This window comes from Actinacidiphila yanglinensis (assembly GCF_900107965.1).
In the GTDB taxonomy this organism is placed as follows: Bacteria; Actinomycetota; Actinomycetes; order Streptomycetales; family Streptomycetaceae; genus Actinacidiphila; species Actinacidiphila yanglinensis.
Genome location: NZ_FNVU01000025.1, coordinates 109,864 through 125,205, shown reverse-complemented (window position 1 = coordinate 125,205; position 15,342 = coordinate 109,864). Strand labels below are relative to the sequence as shown.

The 15,342-nt window shown below is 72.1% G+C and carries 17 protein-coding genes and 1 pseudogene; 8 read left to right on the top strand and 10 right to left on the bottom strand.

Annotated features, from left to right (window positions below; genetic code table 11):
- Positions 1-76 precede the first annotated feature (76 nt).
- Positions 77-928, bottom strand: a complete 852-nt coding sequence (locus C4U44_RS36050) for a LysR family transcriptional regulator (protein WP_235032616.1) — start codon at positions 926-928, stop codon at positions 77-79.
- A gap of 140 nt (positions 929-1,068) precedes the next feature.
- Here C4U44_RS36050 and C4U44_RS36045 point away from each other — a divergent pair, with 140 nt between their 5' ends.
- The 3 genes from C4U44_RS36045 to C4U44_RS36035 all read left to right on the top strand — a co-directional run bounded on the left by C4U44_RS36045 (position 1,069) and on the right by C4U44_RS36035 (position 2,485).
- A complete protein-coding gene (locus tag C4U44_RS36045; RefSeq protein WP_103890308.1) occupies positions 1,069-1,428 on the top strand; it encodes a DoxX family protein in 360 nt (119 codons plus the stop codon).
- 293 nt (positions 1,429-1,721) lie between these two features.
- Positions 1,722-1,949, top strand: coding sequence for a hypothetical protein (locus tag C4U44_RS36040; protein WP_103890307.1), 228 nt, complete (start codon positions 1,722-1,724; stop codon positions 1,947-1,949).
- Positions 1,950-1,990: 41 nt separating this feature from the next.
- Positions 1,991-2,485 (top strand): hypothetical protein, encoded by a 495-nt coding sequence (locus C4U44_RS36035; protein WP_146088425.1) that lies wholly within the window; start codon positions 1,991-1,993, stop codon positions 2,483-2,485.
- A 46-nt stretch (positions 2,486-2,531) separates the two neighbouring features.
- Here the strand turns inward: C4U44_RS36035 and C4U44_RS36030 are convergent, their stop codons facing one another.
- Both C4U44_RS36030 and C4U44_RS36025 read right to left on the bottom strand, forming a co-directional pair.
- Entirely contained in the window at positions 2,532-2,888 is a 357-nt protein-coding gene (locus C4U44_RS36030; RefSeq protein WP_146088424.1) for a hypothetical protein, read from the bottom strand.
- 175 nt (positions 2,889-3,063) lie between these two features.
- A complete protein-coding gene (locus tag C4U44_RS36025) occupies positions 3,064-3,459 on the bottom strand; it encodes a hypothetical protein (RefSeq protein WP_103890304.1) in 396 nt (131 codons plus the stop codon).
- A 215-nt stretch (positions 3,460-3,674) separates the two neighbouring features.
- On the opposite strand from C4U44_RS36025, the pseudogene C4U44_RS43735 reads away from it, so the two are divergent.
- The 4 genes and pseudogenes from C4U44_RS43735 to C4U44_RS36005 form a co-directional block, all read left to right on the top strand.
- Positions 3,675-3,790: pseudogene (locus C4U44_RS43735) on the top strand (GNAT family N-acetyltransferase); the annotation flags it as partial.
- 129 nt (positions 3,791-3,919) lie between these two features.
- The gene (locus C4U44_RS36015) at positions 3,920-4,669 is read left to right on the top strand and encodes an SDR family oxidoreductase (protein ID WP_103890303.1); all 750 of its coding nucleotides are present in this window, start codon (positions 3,920-3,922) and stop codon (positions 4,667-4,669) included.
- Positions 4,670-4,728: 59 nt separating this feature from the next.
- Positions 4,729-5,643 (top strand): NADP-dependent oxidoreductase, encoded by a 915-nt coding sequence (locus C4U44_RS36010; RefSeq protein ID WP_103890302.1) that lies wholly within the window; start codon positions 4,729-4,731, stop codon positions 5,641-5,643.
- 168 nt (positions 5,644-5,811) lie between these two features.
- A complete protein-coding gene (locus C4U44_RS36005; protein ID WP_200823527.1) occupies positions 5,812-6,444 on the top strand; it encodes a TetR/AcrR family transcriptional regulator in 633 nt (210 codons plus the stop codon).
- Positions 6,445-6,477: 33 nt separating this feature from the next.
- On the opposite strand, the gene C4U44_RS36000 is transcribed toward C4U44_RS36005, so the two are convergent.
- The 7 genes from C4U44_RS36000 to C4U44_RS35970 all read right to left on the bottom strand — a co-directional run bounded on the left by C4U44_RS36000 (position 6,478) and on the right by C4U44_RS35970 (position 12,001).
- Positions 6,478-7,362, bottom strand: coding sequence for a fructosamine kinase family protein (locus C4U44_RS36000; RefSeq protein WP_200823526.1), 885 nt, complete (start codon positions 7,360-7,362; stop codon positions 6,478-6,480).
- Between the two features lie 113 nt (positions 7,363-7,475).
- Complete coding sequence (locus tag C4U44_RS35995) at positions 7,476-8,417, bottom strand: WD40 repeat domain-containing protein (protein ID WP_160145181.1); 942 nt, start codon at positions 8,415-8,417, stop codon at positions 7,476-7,478.
- 168 nt (positions 8,418-8,585) lie between these two features.
- Positions 8,586-9,617: a DUF4331 family protein gene (locus tag C4U44_RS35990; protein ID WP_103890299.1), complete on the bottom strand. Its 1,032-nt coding sequence runs from the start codon at positions 9,615-9,617 to the stop codon at positions 8,586-8,588.
- A gap of 262 nt (positions 9,618-9,879) precedes the next feature.
- On the bottom strand, positions 9,880-10,248 hold the full coding sequence (locus C4U44_RS35985) for a VOC family protein (protein WP_103890298.1): 369 nt from the start codon (positions 10,246-10,248) through the stop codon (positions 9,880-9,882).
- A gap of 102 nt (positions 10,249-10,350) precedes the next feature.
- Complete coding sequence (locus C4U44_RS35980; protein WP_103890297.1) at positions 10,351-11,079, bottom strand: SDR family oxidoreductase; 729 nt, start codon at positions 11,077-11,079, stop codon at positions 10,351-10,353.
- A complete protein-coding gene (locus C4U44_RS35975) occupies positions 11,076-11,558 on the bottom strand; it encodes a hypothetical protein (RefSeq protein ID WP_103890296.1) in 483 nt (160 codons plus the stop codon). Before C4U44_RS35975 ends, C4U44_RS35980 begins: the two co-directional genes overlap by 4 nt.
- Positions 11,471-12,001 carry a helix-turn-helix domain-containing protein gene (locus tag C4U44_RS35970; RefSeq protein ID WP_103890295.1) on the bottom strand — a complete coding sequence of 177 codons (531 nt, stop codon included), beginning with the start codon at positions 11,999-12,001 and terminating at the stop codon, positions 11,471-11,473. Before C4U44_RS35970 ends, C4U44_RS35975 begins: the two co-directional genes overlap by 88 nt.
- Positions 12,002-12,574: 573 nt before the next feature.
- Between C4U44_RS35970 and C4U44_RS35965 the strand changes: the two genes are divergently transcribed.
- Positions 12,575-15,292, top strand: coding sequence for a glycoside hydrolase family 97 catalytic domain-containing protein (locus tag C4U44_RS35965; protein WP_235032611.1), 2,718 nt, complete (start codon positions 12,575-12,577; stop codon positions 15,290-15,292).
- Positions 15,293-15,342: the final 50 nt, after the last annotated feature.

Genomic DNA, 15,342 nt, shown 5'->3' with positions numbered 1-15,342 from the left:
GGCCGGCACGGATCCGAGCCACGGCAGGCCGTACCGCGCGGTCCGGGGCCCCGCACGGTCCGGCGGCTCCCGGTGTTCAGTGGCGGAACGCGGCGGTCGCGACGTCGAGGAAGGAACGGATCAACGGGTTGGCGTCGCCTTCGTTCCACACCGCCACCATGCGGCTCGGTGCCATGTCGACCAGGGGTACCCCGGCCAGTTCCGCGGGCAGGTCGTGGCCGAGCGGGGCCAGGCCGACCGTGCCGTTCCACAGCACCGCCTGCAGGCACTCGTGGACGGTGCGCACGACCGGGCCCTCGCGCGGCCGGCCGCCGTTCCAGTACGACTGCCAGCGGGCATCGGTGCCGCGCGGGAACCGGAACCAGGGGCGGTCGTTCAGCTCGGCCAGCCGCAGCCGGTCGCGGCGGGCCAGCGGGTCGTCGGCCCGCAGGACGACGCCGACCGGGTCCGTCCGCAGCGCACGCACCCGCAGGGCGGTCTCGTCGAACGGCGCCCGGGTCAGCGCCACGTCGACCGCGCCGGCACGCAGCCCGCACGTCGGGTCGGTCAGGTCGGTGTTGCGGACGCGGATGTCGATGCCGGGGTGGCGCCGGCGGTAGGCGGCGGCCAGCCGGGACACCCCCGGGTCGGTGCCGTCGCCCAGGATGCCGACGGTGAGGGTCGCGACGCCGGCCGCCGCACCCACGCGCACCCGGGCCCGCTCGGCGTGGTCGAGCAGCGCCCGCGCCTCGTCGAGCAGCACCGCGCCCACCGCGGTGAGCGTGACGCCGCCGGGTGAGCGGGCGAACAGCAGGGCCCCGACGTCGGCCTCCAAGTGCTTGATCGCCCGGCTCAGCGGCGGCTGGCTCATGTGCAAGCGGGTGGCGGCCCGGCCGAAATGAAGCTCCTCGGCGACCGCCACGAAGTACCGCAAGGTCCGTAGCTCCAGCTCCACGCTGCCACGATACCCAGCCGGTATCGGCACCGCGGAAGGGGTCTTGGACACGGGCGGTGTCGCGGCGGTGCACTCGTGCCATCGACGGGTTCCCGGCAACCGGTGACCCGCAACGGGAATCACGAACGGGAACCATGAACATCGCCTTCTGGATCGTCGCGGGGCTGCTCGCCCTCTTCTACGTCTACTCGGGCGCCTTGAAGGTGGCCCGCAGCCGCGACCGGCTCCGGCCGATGATGGCCTGGGTCGACCGCGTACCGCTGCCCGCCGTCAGGGCGCTGGGCACGGTCGAGATACTCGGCGCGGCCGGCCTGATCCTTCCCCCGCTGACCGGCATCGCCCCCCGGCTGGCGGCGGCCGCCGCCATCGGCTTCGTCCTCCTGCAGGCCGGCGCGATCCCCGTCCACCTGACCGGTGGGGACCGCAGGATCGGGCTCAACATCGGGCTCGTCGTCACCGCGGCGGTGACCGCGTGGCTGGCCCTCGCCCGGTGATCGGAGCGCGCCGGTGAACCCGCTGCGCCGGTGTGCGGCCGGTGGAGTTCTCGGGGCCGCTGTGTGTCAAGTCGGCAGCGATGCACGGGAGTTCGGCCTTCGGGTGGTAACCGTCGGTACGGTGGATTCCTCGGAATCCGGGGTCGGCGGAAGCACGTGGGGGAGTCGCTGTGGCGGATCGGCGGGGACCATCGGAATCCGGAGAGCAGGGCAAGGGCCGCATACCCGGACCGCCGCCGCACCGGCCGGCCGCCGATGGCGTCCCGCCGGGAGTACCGTTCCCGCCGCCCGGCATGCCCGCCGCGCCCATGCCTCCAGGCCCCTCCTCCCGCCGCCCGTCCGACCCCGACCCCGACACCCGGCGGGCGTGGCCGGTCGTGGTGTGGGACAAGGCGGACCGGCACCGCTACGCGATGGTCGCCGTCCCCTTCCTGAGCCGCGCCCGCACCGCCCACGACCCCTTCCTCACCGCCCTGATTGCCCCGCAACCGGGCCACCCCCTGTGGAACCCCGGCCACTAGGGAGCGCCACCGCGACGGCCATCGGCGGGCGCGGCACGCAGGTGTTCACCCGCGTCGCCTACGGCGTGTTCGCGGCCGCAGGGGTGCTGGCGCAGGTCGATCCCGGAGTCGACCCGAGCCTGCCGTCGCGCGCGGTCGCCGCAACGTTCTTCACCGGGTGCGCCTGGCTCTTCCTGCAGGTCGGCAGCATGCTCGTGATCCGCCTGGAGGCCGGGGTGATCAGCGTCCACTACCCGCTCATGGTGCGGCGCGTCCGAGTGGAGGACGTCTCGCGTGTGGTGGTCGACCGCGGTGACCTCGTCATCGAGACCGTGGACGGGCAACGGATCAGGCCCCCGATCTTCAGGGGGAACATCCGCCACCGACACCGTGGCGGCCACCACGCGCGCAGGCTGCTGCTCCGCTGCATGACCGAAGCGGCTACCGTCCACCACCCGCCCGTCCGCGCCTGGAGTCCGCACCTGATGCTGCCCTTCCTCCTCGTCCCCTTGCTGCTCGACGGGGCGCTGGCCCTCCTGCTCGGTCAAGGGGCGTGACGGGTCGGGAGGCGCGGTCCGGATCGGCGCTGGATGGCAGGACCGTTCAGCAGGGCTTGAAGTGGTCCATGTTGAGGGCGGGGTCGATGGCGTGCTCGCCGCTGGGGGCCGTGGAATCGATTTCGGCACCCGAGTCGTTCCGGATCTCGGCCACCGTGTTCGTGGTCTCGTTGTTGTTGTACCTGGTCACGTACCACCCGTCCGCCGCGGTGTTGTAGGTCTGGCAGAAGAAGTAGGGGGTGTGCCAGCCGCCGTCGCTGCCGTAGATGCACAGCGCGCCGTAGGGGCAGGAGAACGCGGGCGCCGCCGTCTGGGCCTGCGCCGGGCCGGATGCGAGGATCAACGTTCCCGCCAGGGCCACGCCGGTGGCGGCCGCGGCCGTCAAGCGCCTGCTGAGTCTCATGGATGCCTCCCGATGTCGGGGTCGCGCGGGACAGGCGTGCAGCGAACGACCGTAGTGCCGGGCGGCGAGCCGGAGTCGCCAGAACGTGCACGGCTCCTCACCACTTCGCGCGACCCGCCCCGACGCAGGAGGGGCGGCACCCTCCGAGGGTGCCGCCCCTCCTGCGTGCGCTACGTCAGGGAGTGTGGACCACGTCCAGGCTGGTCGTCTTCGCGCAGACGGCGAAGGCCTGGAGGGTGCCCGGGTTGGTGGTGTCGGAGTTGGTGCCGTAGGCCCACCACGTCTCCCCGCCGATCGGCCGGCTCGCCGCGAGGTTGTACCGCTGGACGTACGAGTTCCCGGCCTTGACCTCGGCGCCGCCGCCCGTGAGGACCTCCCCGGCGGGGCAGGTGGCCGAGGCGGCCGCCGTCCCCGCGTACCCGCCGCCGGGCGACGCGGGGAGCGTGACCAACTGGCCCTGCACGATGTCCATGGTCCCCGTGCCGGCGGCCGACGCGAAGCCGCCCGAACCGACCAGCATCACCGCAGTCGCCGCTGCGACGAGACCGCACTTCACCGCGCGCTTGCTCAACTGAGATCTCCTTCATGTCGTCGAGAGGGGGAGCCCCTGGGTTCACCGGGGCTCGTCGACAGATGTACACGTGCCGGCCTCGCATATTCCCTCGTCACATGCCCGAGCCGCGCGAATTTCACCCTTGTTGATCAAGCCCCGTCCTCTGCCCGATGCGGATGCGCCGCCGCCGGGGCGCGGGATGGGCCGGGGGCAGAGTGGGGGCGTGACCAGCCGCGGTGCTCGACGCCGCGATCGCCACCGGCCGGAAACGGCTCTGGTCGACCGTCGGCGCCTGGAACGCGCCGTCGAGAACGGTGAGGTGGTCTGGCTGACGCGCTCGCTGCCGTGACGCGTGAACCCGCTCGTGCGATCCTCGTACTTTCAAAGTACCGATCGGTACAAAAATTTGACCAGGGACGACGGGAGGTCTACGCTCCTATTTTGTACCGAGCGGTACGAAATTTGGGAGGACAGGGTCATGGCAGAACTCGACAGCAGGACCGCGCTCGTCACCGGCGGAACCTCGGGTATAGGGCTGGCGGTCGTGCGCCGGTTCGTCGCGGAGGGCGCGCACGTGGTGGTGACGGGGCGGAACCAGGGGAAGCTCGACGCGGTCAAGGCCGAACTGGGGGACGCCGTCACCCCGGTACGCGGCGACATCTCGTCCCTCGACGACCTGGACGCGGTCTTCGGCGTCATCGCGAAGCGCGGCGCCGGCCTCGACATCGTCTTCGCCAACGCGGGTGGCGGCGAGTTCGCCGCCCTCGAAGACGTCACGTGGAAGCACTTCACCGACACCTTCGAGGCGAACGTCGGAGGCACCGTGTTCACGGTGCAGAAGGCGCTGCCGCTGCTGAACCCCGGCGCCTCCATCGTGCTCACCGGCTCGAACATCGACGTCAAGGGCAGCCCGTCCTTCAGCGTCTACGCCGCGTCCAAGGCCGCGATCCGCAGCTTCGCGCGCAGTTGGGCCGCCGAACTCGTCGGCCGCGGCGTGCGCGTCAACTCCATCGCCCCGGGCCCCATCGCGACGCCCGGGCTGAGCGGTCTGGCGGCCGAGCCCTCGCAGGCCGAGGCACTGCTGGGCAACCTCGCGGCCGGGGTGCCCATGCAGCGGCTCGGCACCCCGGAGGAGATCGCGGAGGCGGTGCTGTACCTCGCAAGCCCGCGAAGCTCCTTCGTGACAGGAGCCGAGCTCTACGTCGACGGCGGCGCGAGCCAGATCTGAACGGGCAGCGGCAGGGCGGAAAGAGAAGCACCCGACGACGGGGAGAAGGAGCGAAGAAGATGTCCTACGCGATGGTGATCACCGGCTTCGGCGAACCCGAGGTGCTCGCATGGAAGGAGGTTCCGGCTCCGGTCGCGGCTCCGGGCGACGTGCTCATCCGGGTGAGGGCCGCGGGTGTGGGGCCCACGGACCTCAACATCCGCGCGGGGCGGCTCGCCAAGGTGTTCCCGCAGGGCCCGGGCTCGGTGCTGGGATTCGAGGCGGCCGGTGTCGTCGAGCAGGTCGGTGCGGGTGTGGAGGGCGTTGCCGTGGGTGACGAGGTCGCGGCCTACCTCCCGCGCCAAGGCGGGTACGGCGAGCTGGTCGCGACGCCCGTGTGGTTCCCGAAACCGCCACAGGTCGGCTGGACCGAGGCGGCGGCGCTGCCGGCCTCGGCCGAGGCCGCGGTCGGAACCCTGCGCGAGGTGGGCGCGGCCGCGGGGCAGACGCTGGTCGTTCTCGGGGCCGCGGGGTCGGTCGGCATGATCGTCGTGCAACTCGCCCGCGCCTGGGGCCTGCGGGTCATCGCATCGGCCGCCGCGCGTGACAAGGAGCTCGTCGAGGAACTCGGTGCCGCGTTCGTGCCGTACGGGGACGGCGTGTTCGACCGCGTGGCGGCGTTTTCCGACCGGGTCGACGCCGTCATCGATGCGGCCGGCCGCGGGGGACTGGCCGAGGCCGTGCGGGCGACCGGCGATCCGGCGCGGGTCGTCACGCTCGCCGATCCGGCTGGAGCGGCGGCCGCGGGAGCCCTGATGTCACAGCCCGGACCGGGCCGCGCGCCCGACGCGCTCGCCGTCACCATGCCGATGCTCGCGGCCGGGACCCTCCGGCTGAAACGGCATCGCTCACTTCCCGTACGGCAGGCCGCCGAAGCACATGGTCTGCTCGCGTCCGGCGGGGTGCGCGACAAGATCGTACTGACCGTGAGCTGACCCGTCGGTTGCCCCGCCTGCTGATCCGGTTCCGTGGGGAGGGTGACCGGGTCGGCCGGCCGGCTCCGCGGGGGCAACCAGGCGCTCCGATGACCGGTGTCGTGGTGGAGCGGGGTCGGCCTTCTGTTCCCGTTGGTAGTTAAATGGGCTCGGAAGGGAGGTCCGGCCGTGGCGCAGAGGGGCAGGCCCCGTGAGTTCGACATGGAGGACGCGCTCGACAGGGCGATCGACGTGTTCTGGCGGCAGGGCTACTCCGGCACCAGCCTGAGCGACCTGACCAGGGCCATGGGCATCAGCCGGCCGAGCCTCTACGGTGCGTTCGGCACCAAGGAGGAGACGTTCAAGCTCGCCGTCGAGCGGTACGCCCGCATCGACATGGCTTACGTGACCACCGCGCTGGCCGCACCGACGGCGTACGAGACCGCCGGCCGCTACCTCCGGGACAACGTCGACGCCGTGACGACGCCGGGCAAGCCCGCGGGCTGCCTGTCGATCCAAGGGGGACTGTCGGCCTCACCCGACGACGATCGCGTCGTGCGGTACCTCGCCGAGCGGCGCGCCGACGGCGAAGCACGGTTCGCGGCACGCTTCGCACAGGCGATCACGGACGGTGACCTGCCGGCCTCCGAGAATCCCGCCGCCCTGGCGAAGTACGTGAGCACCGTGTCGGCCGGACTCGCGGTCCAGGCCGCGGCCGGCGTCGCCCGGGACGACCTCCACCGCGTCGTCGACCGCGCACTCCTCGCCTTTCCGCGCCGGCCGGAAGCCGAAGCGCTGCCGCACACGTCCGTCACATCCTGAGTCCGTCAGGGGGCCGTTGGCGGCGGGCGGAGGTCAGGAGAATCGGCGGACGGTCTCCCGGATCCGGGCCACGCAGTCGGGCACCCCATCGAAGTGGGCGACGACGCTGAGCAGTTCGCGCAGGTGCAGCAGTGGCATACGATCCTGCCAGCCGTCCTCCAGCGGACGGATCTCCTGGTACGCGGCGAAGAAGCGCTCCGGGGGACGGTCGACGCAGTACGTCATGCTGAGGTCCGCCTCGGCCCACATCCAGCAGACCGCCGGGTCGATGAACGCGGGCTCACCGCCCGCGGTGGAGACGATGTTCCCGCGGTACAGGTCCCCGTGGTTCAGCACGGCGGGGGCGGCCGGGATCAGCGTCGGAAGGCGGTCGCAGATGCTCTCCAGACCCACCAGGTCACCGGGTCCCAGGGCGCTGCGAACCCTCGGCTCGCGCACGTAGCGCAGGATCCGCCGAACCGCGAAGAACGCGTGGCCGTCGTCCGCCCACGCGTTCTCCTGCGGCAGCAGACCGAGCCAGCCGTCGGTGGGCCAGCCGAACCGGTCTCCTCGGACGGAGTGCAGTCCGGCGACCGCGCGGCCGGCCGATTCCCAGAAGCCAGGATCGTCCGTCGGGGCCGGCTCCAGCGCCTCGATCAGGAGGTGCGCCGGGCTCACCTCGACCACGCGCGGTGTCAGCAGGCCCCCTTGGGCACGCAGGGCCCGCAATCCCTCCGCCTCGCGGATGTACAGGTCGGGAGCCACACCCGTCGAGGCCTTGAGGACCAGCCGGGTGCCGCCGGCGAGCGTCAGGCGCCAGACGTCGTTGGCCGCTCCGCCGCCGAGCGGCTCCGCGTCCACGACGTCCGCCAGGACACCGCTCGGCAGGCTCGCCCCCACGGGCCGCAAGGGCTTCGACGCGTCGTCGCGGGTACTCAACCGGCCAGGCTCCGTTCTCGGTTTTCCCGGCGTTTCCGGGTGTTCTCACCGGAGGGTCCGCCGGTACGGCGCTGCTCGCGAGGCCCACGTGCTGCGGACGGTGAACCGGATGATCAGCGGTAGATCCGGACGCTCAGTCCTCTCCTGCACGTCGCCAGCGACTGCCCGTCCGGGCTGAACGCGAACGTCTCCACCAGGGCCGAGCGCCGGTACGGCACCCTCGCCGCGGCCGGCTTCGCCTCGGAGGCCGCCGGGTCCCACAGGCGGACCCGGTTGCCGACGGCAGCGCCGAGTGCGCCCTGCGAGCTGAACGCGAGGTCGTACACGGTGGGGGAGCCGACCTTCAGTGTGCGGGCGACCTGCCATGAGGCGGTGTCCCACAGCTGTACCCGGCCGCCCTCCCGCGGCGCGACCGCGAGCAGCCGGCCGTCGGGGCTGAAGGCGAGGGCGCGGGCCAGGAAATCACCCTCGCCGAGGGTCTGTACGACCGTTCCGCCGACCGGATCCACCAGCACGATCGGGTGCGTGCCGCGCCTCTCCCGGCCGCCGAGGGCCACGGCCAGCAGCGAGCCGTCCGGGGCGAACGCGAGCCCGTTGACCCCGCCCTCGGGCAACCCCAGCGGCAGGACCGAGCCCGAGGCGAGATCGAAGAGCCGTACGGAGTCCTTGTCCGAGGCGGCGAGGACCGTCCCGGCCGGGCTGAACGCGAGCCGTTGCAGGTAGCCGGTGAAACCGTCGAACACGGTGACGCACGCGCCGTCGGTCACGCGCCACAGCCGGACCGTCCGGTCCTGGCCCCCGCTGGCGAGCAGTCGCCCGTCGCGGCTGAACGCGAGCGAGAAGACGGTGCCCTGGAGCAGGGAGCGCTTGTGCCCGGACAGTTCGCCCACCTGCCGGGCCTCGTAGGCGTCCCACAGGTCGATCGTCCGCCGCGTACCGCCCAGCGCCAGCAGCCGGCTGTCCGCGCCGAACGCAAGGGTGCTCGCCGAACCCGCGGTGCCGAACAGGCTCGGGTCCTTGAACTCGCGCGCCGCGGTCGTCGGCAGATACGGCACCGCTGGGCCCCTCCCCGCTGCTTCGTCCTCGACACCGTCCGACCCGAACGACGGACTCGCCGAGCAACTCGCCGCCCCCAGGCTAGACCAGCGAGCGCACCCACGAACGAACCGGCGGGCAAAGGGAGATGCAAGGAGCCGGCCCCGACCGATCCCGCGGCACAACCGTCAGATCGCGGGAGCCACGTAGGGGAAGTACGAGGTCGCGGGGGAGTCGACCGCGTCCTGGGAGAGGCCGATGCTCAGGGCGCTGTCGGTGGCGAGGGAGAACATCACCTCGCCGGCATTGTCGTTCAGCGCCCGGCCGTTGAACCTGTCGAAGCCGAACACGGCGGGGGTGCCGATCTCGTAGGGCAGCATGTCGGGGAGCAGCCGCCGGGCGACGTCCCTGCCGTAGCTCTGCGGATCGGAGGCCGTGCCGCGGGCGGCGACGACGGCGGCCACCCGCTCGGTGATCACGTCCCCGAAGGCCTCCTCGTCCTGCGCGGGCGGGGTCTGGTTGAGCTTCTCGGCCAGCTCGTCGTCGAACTGCGCGAAGATCGGGGAGACCATGGGGAGCCCGCACCGGTTGATGCGGTGCCAGCCGCCGGCGTCGGTGGCGAGCGTCGTGGTCGCCCACACGCCGATGTCCGGCCGCTCCGTCAGGGGCCGCAGCCCCGCGTCCGGCACCTCCAGAACGATGGAGTGTATCTTCTGCCCGGAGAAGAGGCTGGACACCTGCGTGATGTCCTGGGGCGGAACCTCGACGTCGGTGCCGTGCTGGAACGCCTGGCCCACCGCCTCCACCACCTCGGGGTTCATCCAGAACGGGTCGCCCGCCCGGCCGGTCCACACCCTGAGGCCGTCGTCGGCCCGGAGTTCCTGCTCGACCGGACCGGACAGCAGTACGGTCCCGTCGGCATGGTCGTCGGCGGCCTGCTGGCCCTCCAGGCGCCGCAACTCCAACCGCTGGCCGCCGTCCGCCTCCGCGGCCTCGAAGCTGAAGCGGTACGCGAGGTCCTGGACGGCGTCCCCGGTGCTGTCGATGTTGAAGTCGTAGTGCGCCTCGTGACGGAAACCCTTGGGCGCGTCCGGTCCGGCCGCGTCGGAACAGACGTTCATCACGAACACCGTTCCGCGATCGCCCCGGAAGAGATAGACATCGGAGATGTTCAACCGGGCGTCCGCCCTGGCTGCCGCTGAGTCGAGATGGTGCGACATGGCTCGCCTTCACATGTTCGGGTGGGTGCGGCCCGCCTCCGGGGCGCCAGGCGGCCGGCGCGAATCGCCCCCCACAGGTGTGTGCGCTCCGCTGGGGTCGGGCCCCCGCGCCATGAGGTCACGCTCACCGAAGCCGGCACCGGGCCCGTGGGAGTGCACACCTGTTTCGCCCTGCAATCCATGGTCCTCCCGCGTGGCCTCGGCCGCCAATGGAGACCCGTTCCGGCACGGACCGGCCCTCCTCCACCGCGCTGCGTGCCCTTCACCGGGGCGGGACAGGCTGGGTGAGGTTCACCGGGTTGCCGTCGGGGTCCTTGATGTGGGCGACGCGCTGTCCCCACGGCATGTCGTTGGGGCCGCCGTGGAGCGAGCCGCCCAGCGCCGTCACCCGGCCCAGCGTCTCCTCGACGTCGTCCACACCGATGCTGAGCAGGATCCGCGGCGCCGCCCCGGCGTCGACGTCGTCCCTCGCCACCAGCCCGAGGTCGGTGTCGCCGATGCGCAGGCCGACGTAGAAGGCCGGGCCCTCCGCCGGCTCCCGGAAGATCTCCTCGGCGCCGAACAGCTCCGTGTAGAAGCCGAGCAGCACGTCGTGGTCGGCCGTGATGATCACTGGCTGGATGGTGGACATGGCACTCCTGTCGAGAACGGACGTGTCGCCGGTGGACCGTTCGACGGCGCCGAACTCATCGGTGCCCGCTGACGTAACCCGGGGCGGTCGGGCCCGTTCGAATCAGACCTGTTCGAAGTGGAACGCCTTGATGAAGCAGTCGCGGGGCTGGGCGACGGCGAAGAGGATGCAGTCCACGAGCGACTGGGAGGTCAGGGCGTCCTGGGCTCCGCGCGGTGTGGTATCCCACTCCGCGGAGAGCGGGTCCGGGTTGTCGAAGTCGGGCGGGTAGAGGGAGATCACCCGCACCCCCTGCGGCCGCAGCCGCCTGGACAGGATCTCGGCGAACCCCGCCTGCGCGCTCTTGGCGGCGTAGAAGGCGTCGTGCGCGTCCGAGCGGTGATGACCGGCCGTCCCGCAGGCGGAGATCATGGTCACCACATCCGGCTTGTCCGAGGCGAGCAGGAGGGGAAGGAAGCTCTTCACGGTCAGGACGGTCCCGGTGGCACCGGAGGCGAGGGTGTCGACGATGTCGGCGTCGGCGGCGGACAGCAGGTCGGGGCCTTCGAGGTAGCGGGAGCCGTTGTTGACCAGCACGTCGATGCGGTCGGTGCGCCGGCCGACCTCGGCGGCGAAGTCGCGGATCGAGGCCGGGTCCGTCAGGTCGCAGGCGAAGGCGTGGACCCGCGGGTGTCCCCGCTCGCGAATCTCGTCCCGCGTGCGCTCGGCGGCAGCGAGCGTGCGCGCGGAGAGGAAGACCTCGGCGCCGAGGTCCGCGAGGCGGATGGCAAGGGTCCGGCCGAAGTCGCGGCCCGCGGCGGTGATGACCACGCGGTGGTCGTCGAAACTCATGTTCCTGCTCCTGGTGGGTGGTTCGGACGTGCGGTGCGGGTGCGGCGGCCGAGCTGGTTTCCAGCGGTTCCCGGCGCGCGGCCTCCCCGCGGACCGGGGACGGCCTCCTCGTACGCGCCGAGCGCGGCCAGTTCCCAGCCGGCGTCCGTCAGCGCGCGTCCCCACTTGCCGCGCCGGCCCGGCTCGCGGGCGGGCGCCACCGCGTTCCGGGCATGCTGCAGGGCCTCGGGATTGCGGTCCGTGCGGCTGCACAGCCGGCCGGCAAGGCGATCGGTGCGGGCGCGCGCCTCGTGCGGCTGCCGGTCCAGGTGACCGACCCTCAGGTCGAGCGGCTCGCGGGCTTCGTCGGCACGTCCCGTCTCGATCAGCGCGCGGGCCGGGTTGTAGCCGCTCATGACGACGGCGACGGGGTGGTCGAGCGCGCAGGCGTCGCGGAGCGCGATGCGGGCCGCGGTGATCTCCTCGGTCCAGCGCCCCATGACCTCGTCGTAGCGCACCCACTCCAGCACCATGTTGCCCAGTGCGCGGCGAGGGCCGCCTTGCCCACGCCCGCCATGCCGCCGATGGCGGAGATGACGACGTGGCCGCCCTTCGCCGCGGCCTGCTCGCTGTGCCCGCGGACGATCCGCGGCGTCTCCTCCCGGCAGTGGAAGGCCGCGAGGTCGGGTGGCAACTGCTGGGGTACCCGGACCGCGTGCCGCGTGGAAGCCTGCACCAGCCGCCGCCGCTGAACCTCGTCGAGGTCCAGCGCGTCCATCAGCTCACCGAGCGTCGCGCGTCGCGGCAGGCACCGGCCGCGTTCCTCGTCGCTGATCGCCCGGACGCTCACCCCCGACGTCTCCGCGAGGCTCTCCAGCGTCAGCAGCGAGCGCTGCCGTACCTCGCGCAGCAACCGGCCGAACGTGTTGCCGTCCGTCCCCATTCCCGGGCCACCCTCCGCTGCCAGTGTCGACGTCACTCCAGCGACCACCAGGCAGAACATAACAGTTATGGAGTGAGCGCTCCGCAACCAGATACCGAGGCCGGCATCGAGCGAACAAAGCAGAATGAATCGGTCGACCTGCGGGTGGAGGCGGGGTCCTTCCGAGCCGAACCCGCGCCACAACCTCCCACGTCCTCCCGCCCTGACAAGGCGTCACCGGAGGCAAGTCCGGCGGCTCCCTCGGAAGGCGGCGGATTCCCTCACGGCCGGCCCCGCCCGCCCCATCCCTGACGCGGTGTCAGCCAACCCCGCACCGCCGCCAGATCACCCCATGTCGCTTTTGCCCGCCCCTCCTTGGATGCGGTCGACCGCCGATCCGGTCCGGACCCTTGACCTCGCCAGCCGACGGGGGTCTCATGTGCAGGGTTTCGTTGAGAAACGTTCGATGTTGTTCGTACCTGTCATCCGAGGCGGCGGCGCCCATGAAACCCGGCCGCCCGCCGAAGTGTGGCTGAAAGGGCAGAGGAACGAATGAGACAACGTTGTCAAAGGCGTCAAGGACTGAGGCGGGCGGTGGCCGCGACGGCCGCCGCCGCGCTCGCGGCCGGCGCGCTGGTCGTGGCGGCGGCAGCCCCCTCCACCGCGTCCTCCATCGCTGCGGCACCCTCCGCCGGAGACCCGCACGCCGACGGCACATGGACGGTGACCGGCCCGGCCCACACCGATCTGAGCGCCGAACTGAGCGTCGACAGCGCCGGCGACCTGCGCCTCGCGGTCGACCGCGACGGGCTGCCGGTCCTGCTGCCGGGACGCCTCGGCATCCGCACCGACGCGCACGACCTGACCACCGGCCTGAGCTTCGTCAGCAAGCGGGAACGTACCGTCCACGAGTCCTACACGATGACCACGGGCAAGCAACTCCGCCAGTCCGTCACGATGCAGGAGGCCACCTTCACCTTCCGGGGCGCTGACGGCGCGAGCCTCGGCGTCGTCGTCCGGGTCTCCCACGACGGAGTCGCCTACCGGTACCAGCTCGGCGGCTCCGGCCAGGTGACCGTGGAGTCCGAGGCCTCCACCTTCGAGGTGCCCACGGACGCGAAGGCGTGGGTGCAGCCGTACCAGCCGAGCTACGAGACCGAGCGCACCGAGACCACCGCGGGCACCGCCAACGAGGCGCAGCCGAAGACCTGCACCGGCGACACCTGCTCCTTCGGCTACCCCACGCTCTTCGACGTCGGCGGCAGCTACGTCCTGCTGACGGAGGCCGACGTCGACGGCCGCTACTCCGGCAGCCACCTCGACCACAAGGACGGCAGCACGTCGTACTCCGTCGCGCTGGCGGACGACGCGCCCGTGACCTCGACCGGACCGCTGAGCACGCCGTGGCGCACCGCGATCGTGGGGAGCCTGGACACGCTCGTCGGCTCCACGCTGGTGAACGACCTCGCGCCGCCGTCGAAGGTGAAGGACACCTCCTGGATCCGGCCCGGCGTCGACGACTGGTCCTGGCTGAGCGACGGCAACAGCCCCGGCAACTTCGACCGGCAGAAGGACTTCGTGGACTACGCGGCCGCCCACGGCCTGGAGTACACGCTCGTGGACGCCGGCTGGCAGGAGAGCTGGGTCCCCGAACTCGTCCGCTACGCACGGGCCCGCGGCGTCAACGTGCTGCTGTGGTTCGACTGGAACGACCTGAAGACCCAGGCCCAGCGCGACGCCTGGCTGCCCAAGGTCAAGGCGTGGGGCGTGGCGGGCGTGAAGGTCGACTACATGTACTCCGACTCCCAGTCCACCTTCCAGTGGTACGACGCGATCCTCCAGGACACCGCGAAGCTGAAGCTGATGATCGACTTCCACGGTGCGACCATCCCGCGCGGCCTCCAGCGCACCTGGCCGCAGGTGATGAGCGTCGAGGCGGTCCGCGGTGAGGAGAACGGGCAGAACCCGACCCGCGACATCTTCCTCGCCTTCACCCGCAACGTCGTCGGGTCGATGGACTACACCCCCACCTGGTTCTCCCGGCCCGGCCGGCAGGACACCCTGGCCCGCGAACTCGCGCTGCCGGTGGTCTTCGAGTCCGGCTGGACCAGCCTCGGCGACAACCCCGAGGGCTTCGCCGCGCAGCCGCTCGCCGAGGAGTACCTCGAGCAACTGCCCACCGTCTGGGACGAGACGCACCTGGTCTCCGGCAGCCCGGAGCAGCAGGCCGCCGGCGACCGGCAGGTCGTCATGGCACGCCGCAGCGGGGACCGCTGGTTCGTCGGCGGAATCCTGGCCGGCGCGAGCGACACCATGAAGGCCCCGCTCGGCTTCCTCGGCAAGGGGACGTGGCTGCTGCAGACCGTCGAGGACAACGGCGGCAGCCTGCAGCGCTCCGTGCGCACCGTGACCTCCGCGGACGCCCTCAGCGTGCCCGCGGCCGCCAACGGCGGCTTCGCCGCGATCGTCTGCCCGGCCGTCAAGGGCCGCACCGACTGCGACGAGCCGGTCGTCACCGCGCCGTCCACCAGCCTGGTCCTGGACCCGTCCACCACGACGGCGGCACCGGGCGCGCAGATCACGGTCGACGCGCAGTTCACGCTGCCGCAGGGCGCCGCGCTGCATGGTGTGCGGATGACGCTGGACCGCGACCGGCTGCCCGCGGGCTGGACCGCGACCGGCCGGGACGTCACGGCGGGATCCCTGAGCGCGGGCCACGTGCTCGGCGGGGACTGGACGGTGACGGTCGGCAAGGACCAGCCGGGCGGCGCCGTGGACGTGCCCGTCTGGGTCGAGTACGCCAACCCCGCCGGGAAGAACGCCCCGCCGGTCCACGTGGAGCAGGTCGTCCACGTCGACATCCCGCTGCACGGCACGGTCTACGCCAGCGATCTGCCCTTCCTCAGCCAGACCAACGGCTGGGGGCCGGTGGAGCGCGACCGGTCCAACGGTGAGACCGGTGCCCAGGACGGCAACCCGCTCACCGTCGACGGCACCGTCTACTCCAAGGGGCTGGGCGCCAACGCCACCTCCCAGGTGCAGGTCGACATCCAGGGCCGCTGCACCCGCTTCGACGCGAAGGTCGGTGTCGACGACGAGGTGGCCGGCAAGGGCAGCGTGACGTTCATCGTGCAGGGCGACGGGAAGCAACTCGCCGCCACCGGCGTGGTGGTCGGCGGCCAGGCCGCGGTCGACCTCGGCGCGGACGTCACCGGCGTCCACACGCTGACGCTGTCCGTCGGCGACGGAGGCGACGGCAACGCCTTCGACCACGCGGACTGGGGACAGGCCGTCCTCACCTGCGCGGACTGACACCCGCCGGCCCCGACGCCACCACCGCGGGCCGCCGCCTCCCCGGCGAG

What these genes read in the sequence shown, in the direction of transcription:
- C4U44_RS36010 (WP_103890302.1), top strand. Translation starts at nt 4,729, where the DNA reads ATGTCCTACGCGATGGTGATCACCGGCTTCGGCGAACCCGAGGTGCTC.
- C4U44_RS35985 (WP_103890298.1), bottom strand. Translation starts at nt 10,248, where the DNA reads ATGTCCACCATCCAGCCAGTGATCATCACGGCCGACCACGACGTGCTG.
- C4U44_RS35980 (WP_103890297.1), bottom strand. Translation starts at nt 11,079, where the DNA reads ATGAGTTTCGACGACCACCGCGTGGTCATCACCGCCGCGGGCCGCGAC.
- C4U44_RS35970 (WP_103890295.1), bottom strand. Translation starts at nt 12,001, where the DNA reads ATGGGGACGGACGGCAACACGTTCGGCCGGTTGCTGCGCGAGGTACGG.
- C4U44_RS36040 (WP_103890307.1), top strand. Translation starts at nt 1,722, where the DNA reads ATGCCCGCCGCGCCCATGCCTCCAGGCCCCTCCTCCCGCCGCCCGTCC.
- C4U44_RS36015 (WP_103890303.1), top strand. Translation starts at nt 3,920, where the DNA reads ATGGCAGAACTCGACAGCAGGACCGCGCTCGTCACCGGCGGAACCTCG.
- C4U44_RS35990 (WP_103890299.1), bottom strand. Translation starts at nt 9,617, where the DNA reads ATGTCGCACCATCTCGACTCAGCGGCAGCCAGGGCGGACGCCCGGTTG.
- C4U44_RS35975 (WP_103890296.1), bottom strand. Translation starts at nt 11,558, where the DNA reads ATGGGGCGCTGGACCGAGGAGATCACCGCGGCCCGCATCGCGCTCCGC.
- C4U44_RS36045 (WP_103890308.1), top strand. Translation starts at nt 1,069, where the DNA reads ATGAACATCGCCTTCTGGATCGTCGCGGGGCTGCTCGCCCTCTTCTAC.
- C4U44_RS36030 (WP_146088424.1), bottom strand. Translation starts at nt 2,888, where the DNA reads ATGAGACTCAGCAGGCGCTTGACGGCCGCGGCCGCCACCGGCGTGGCC.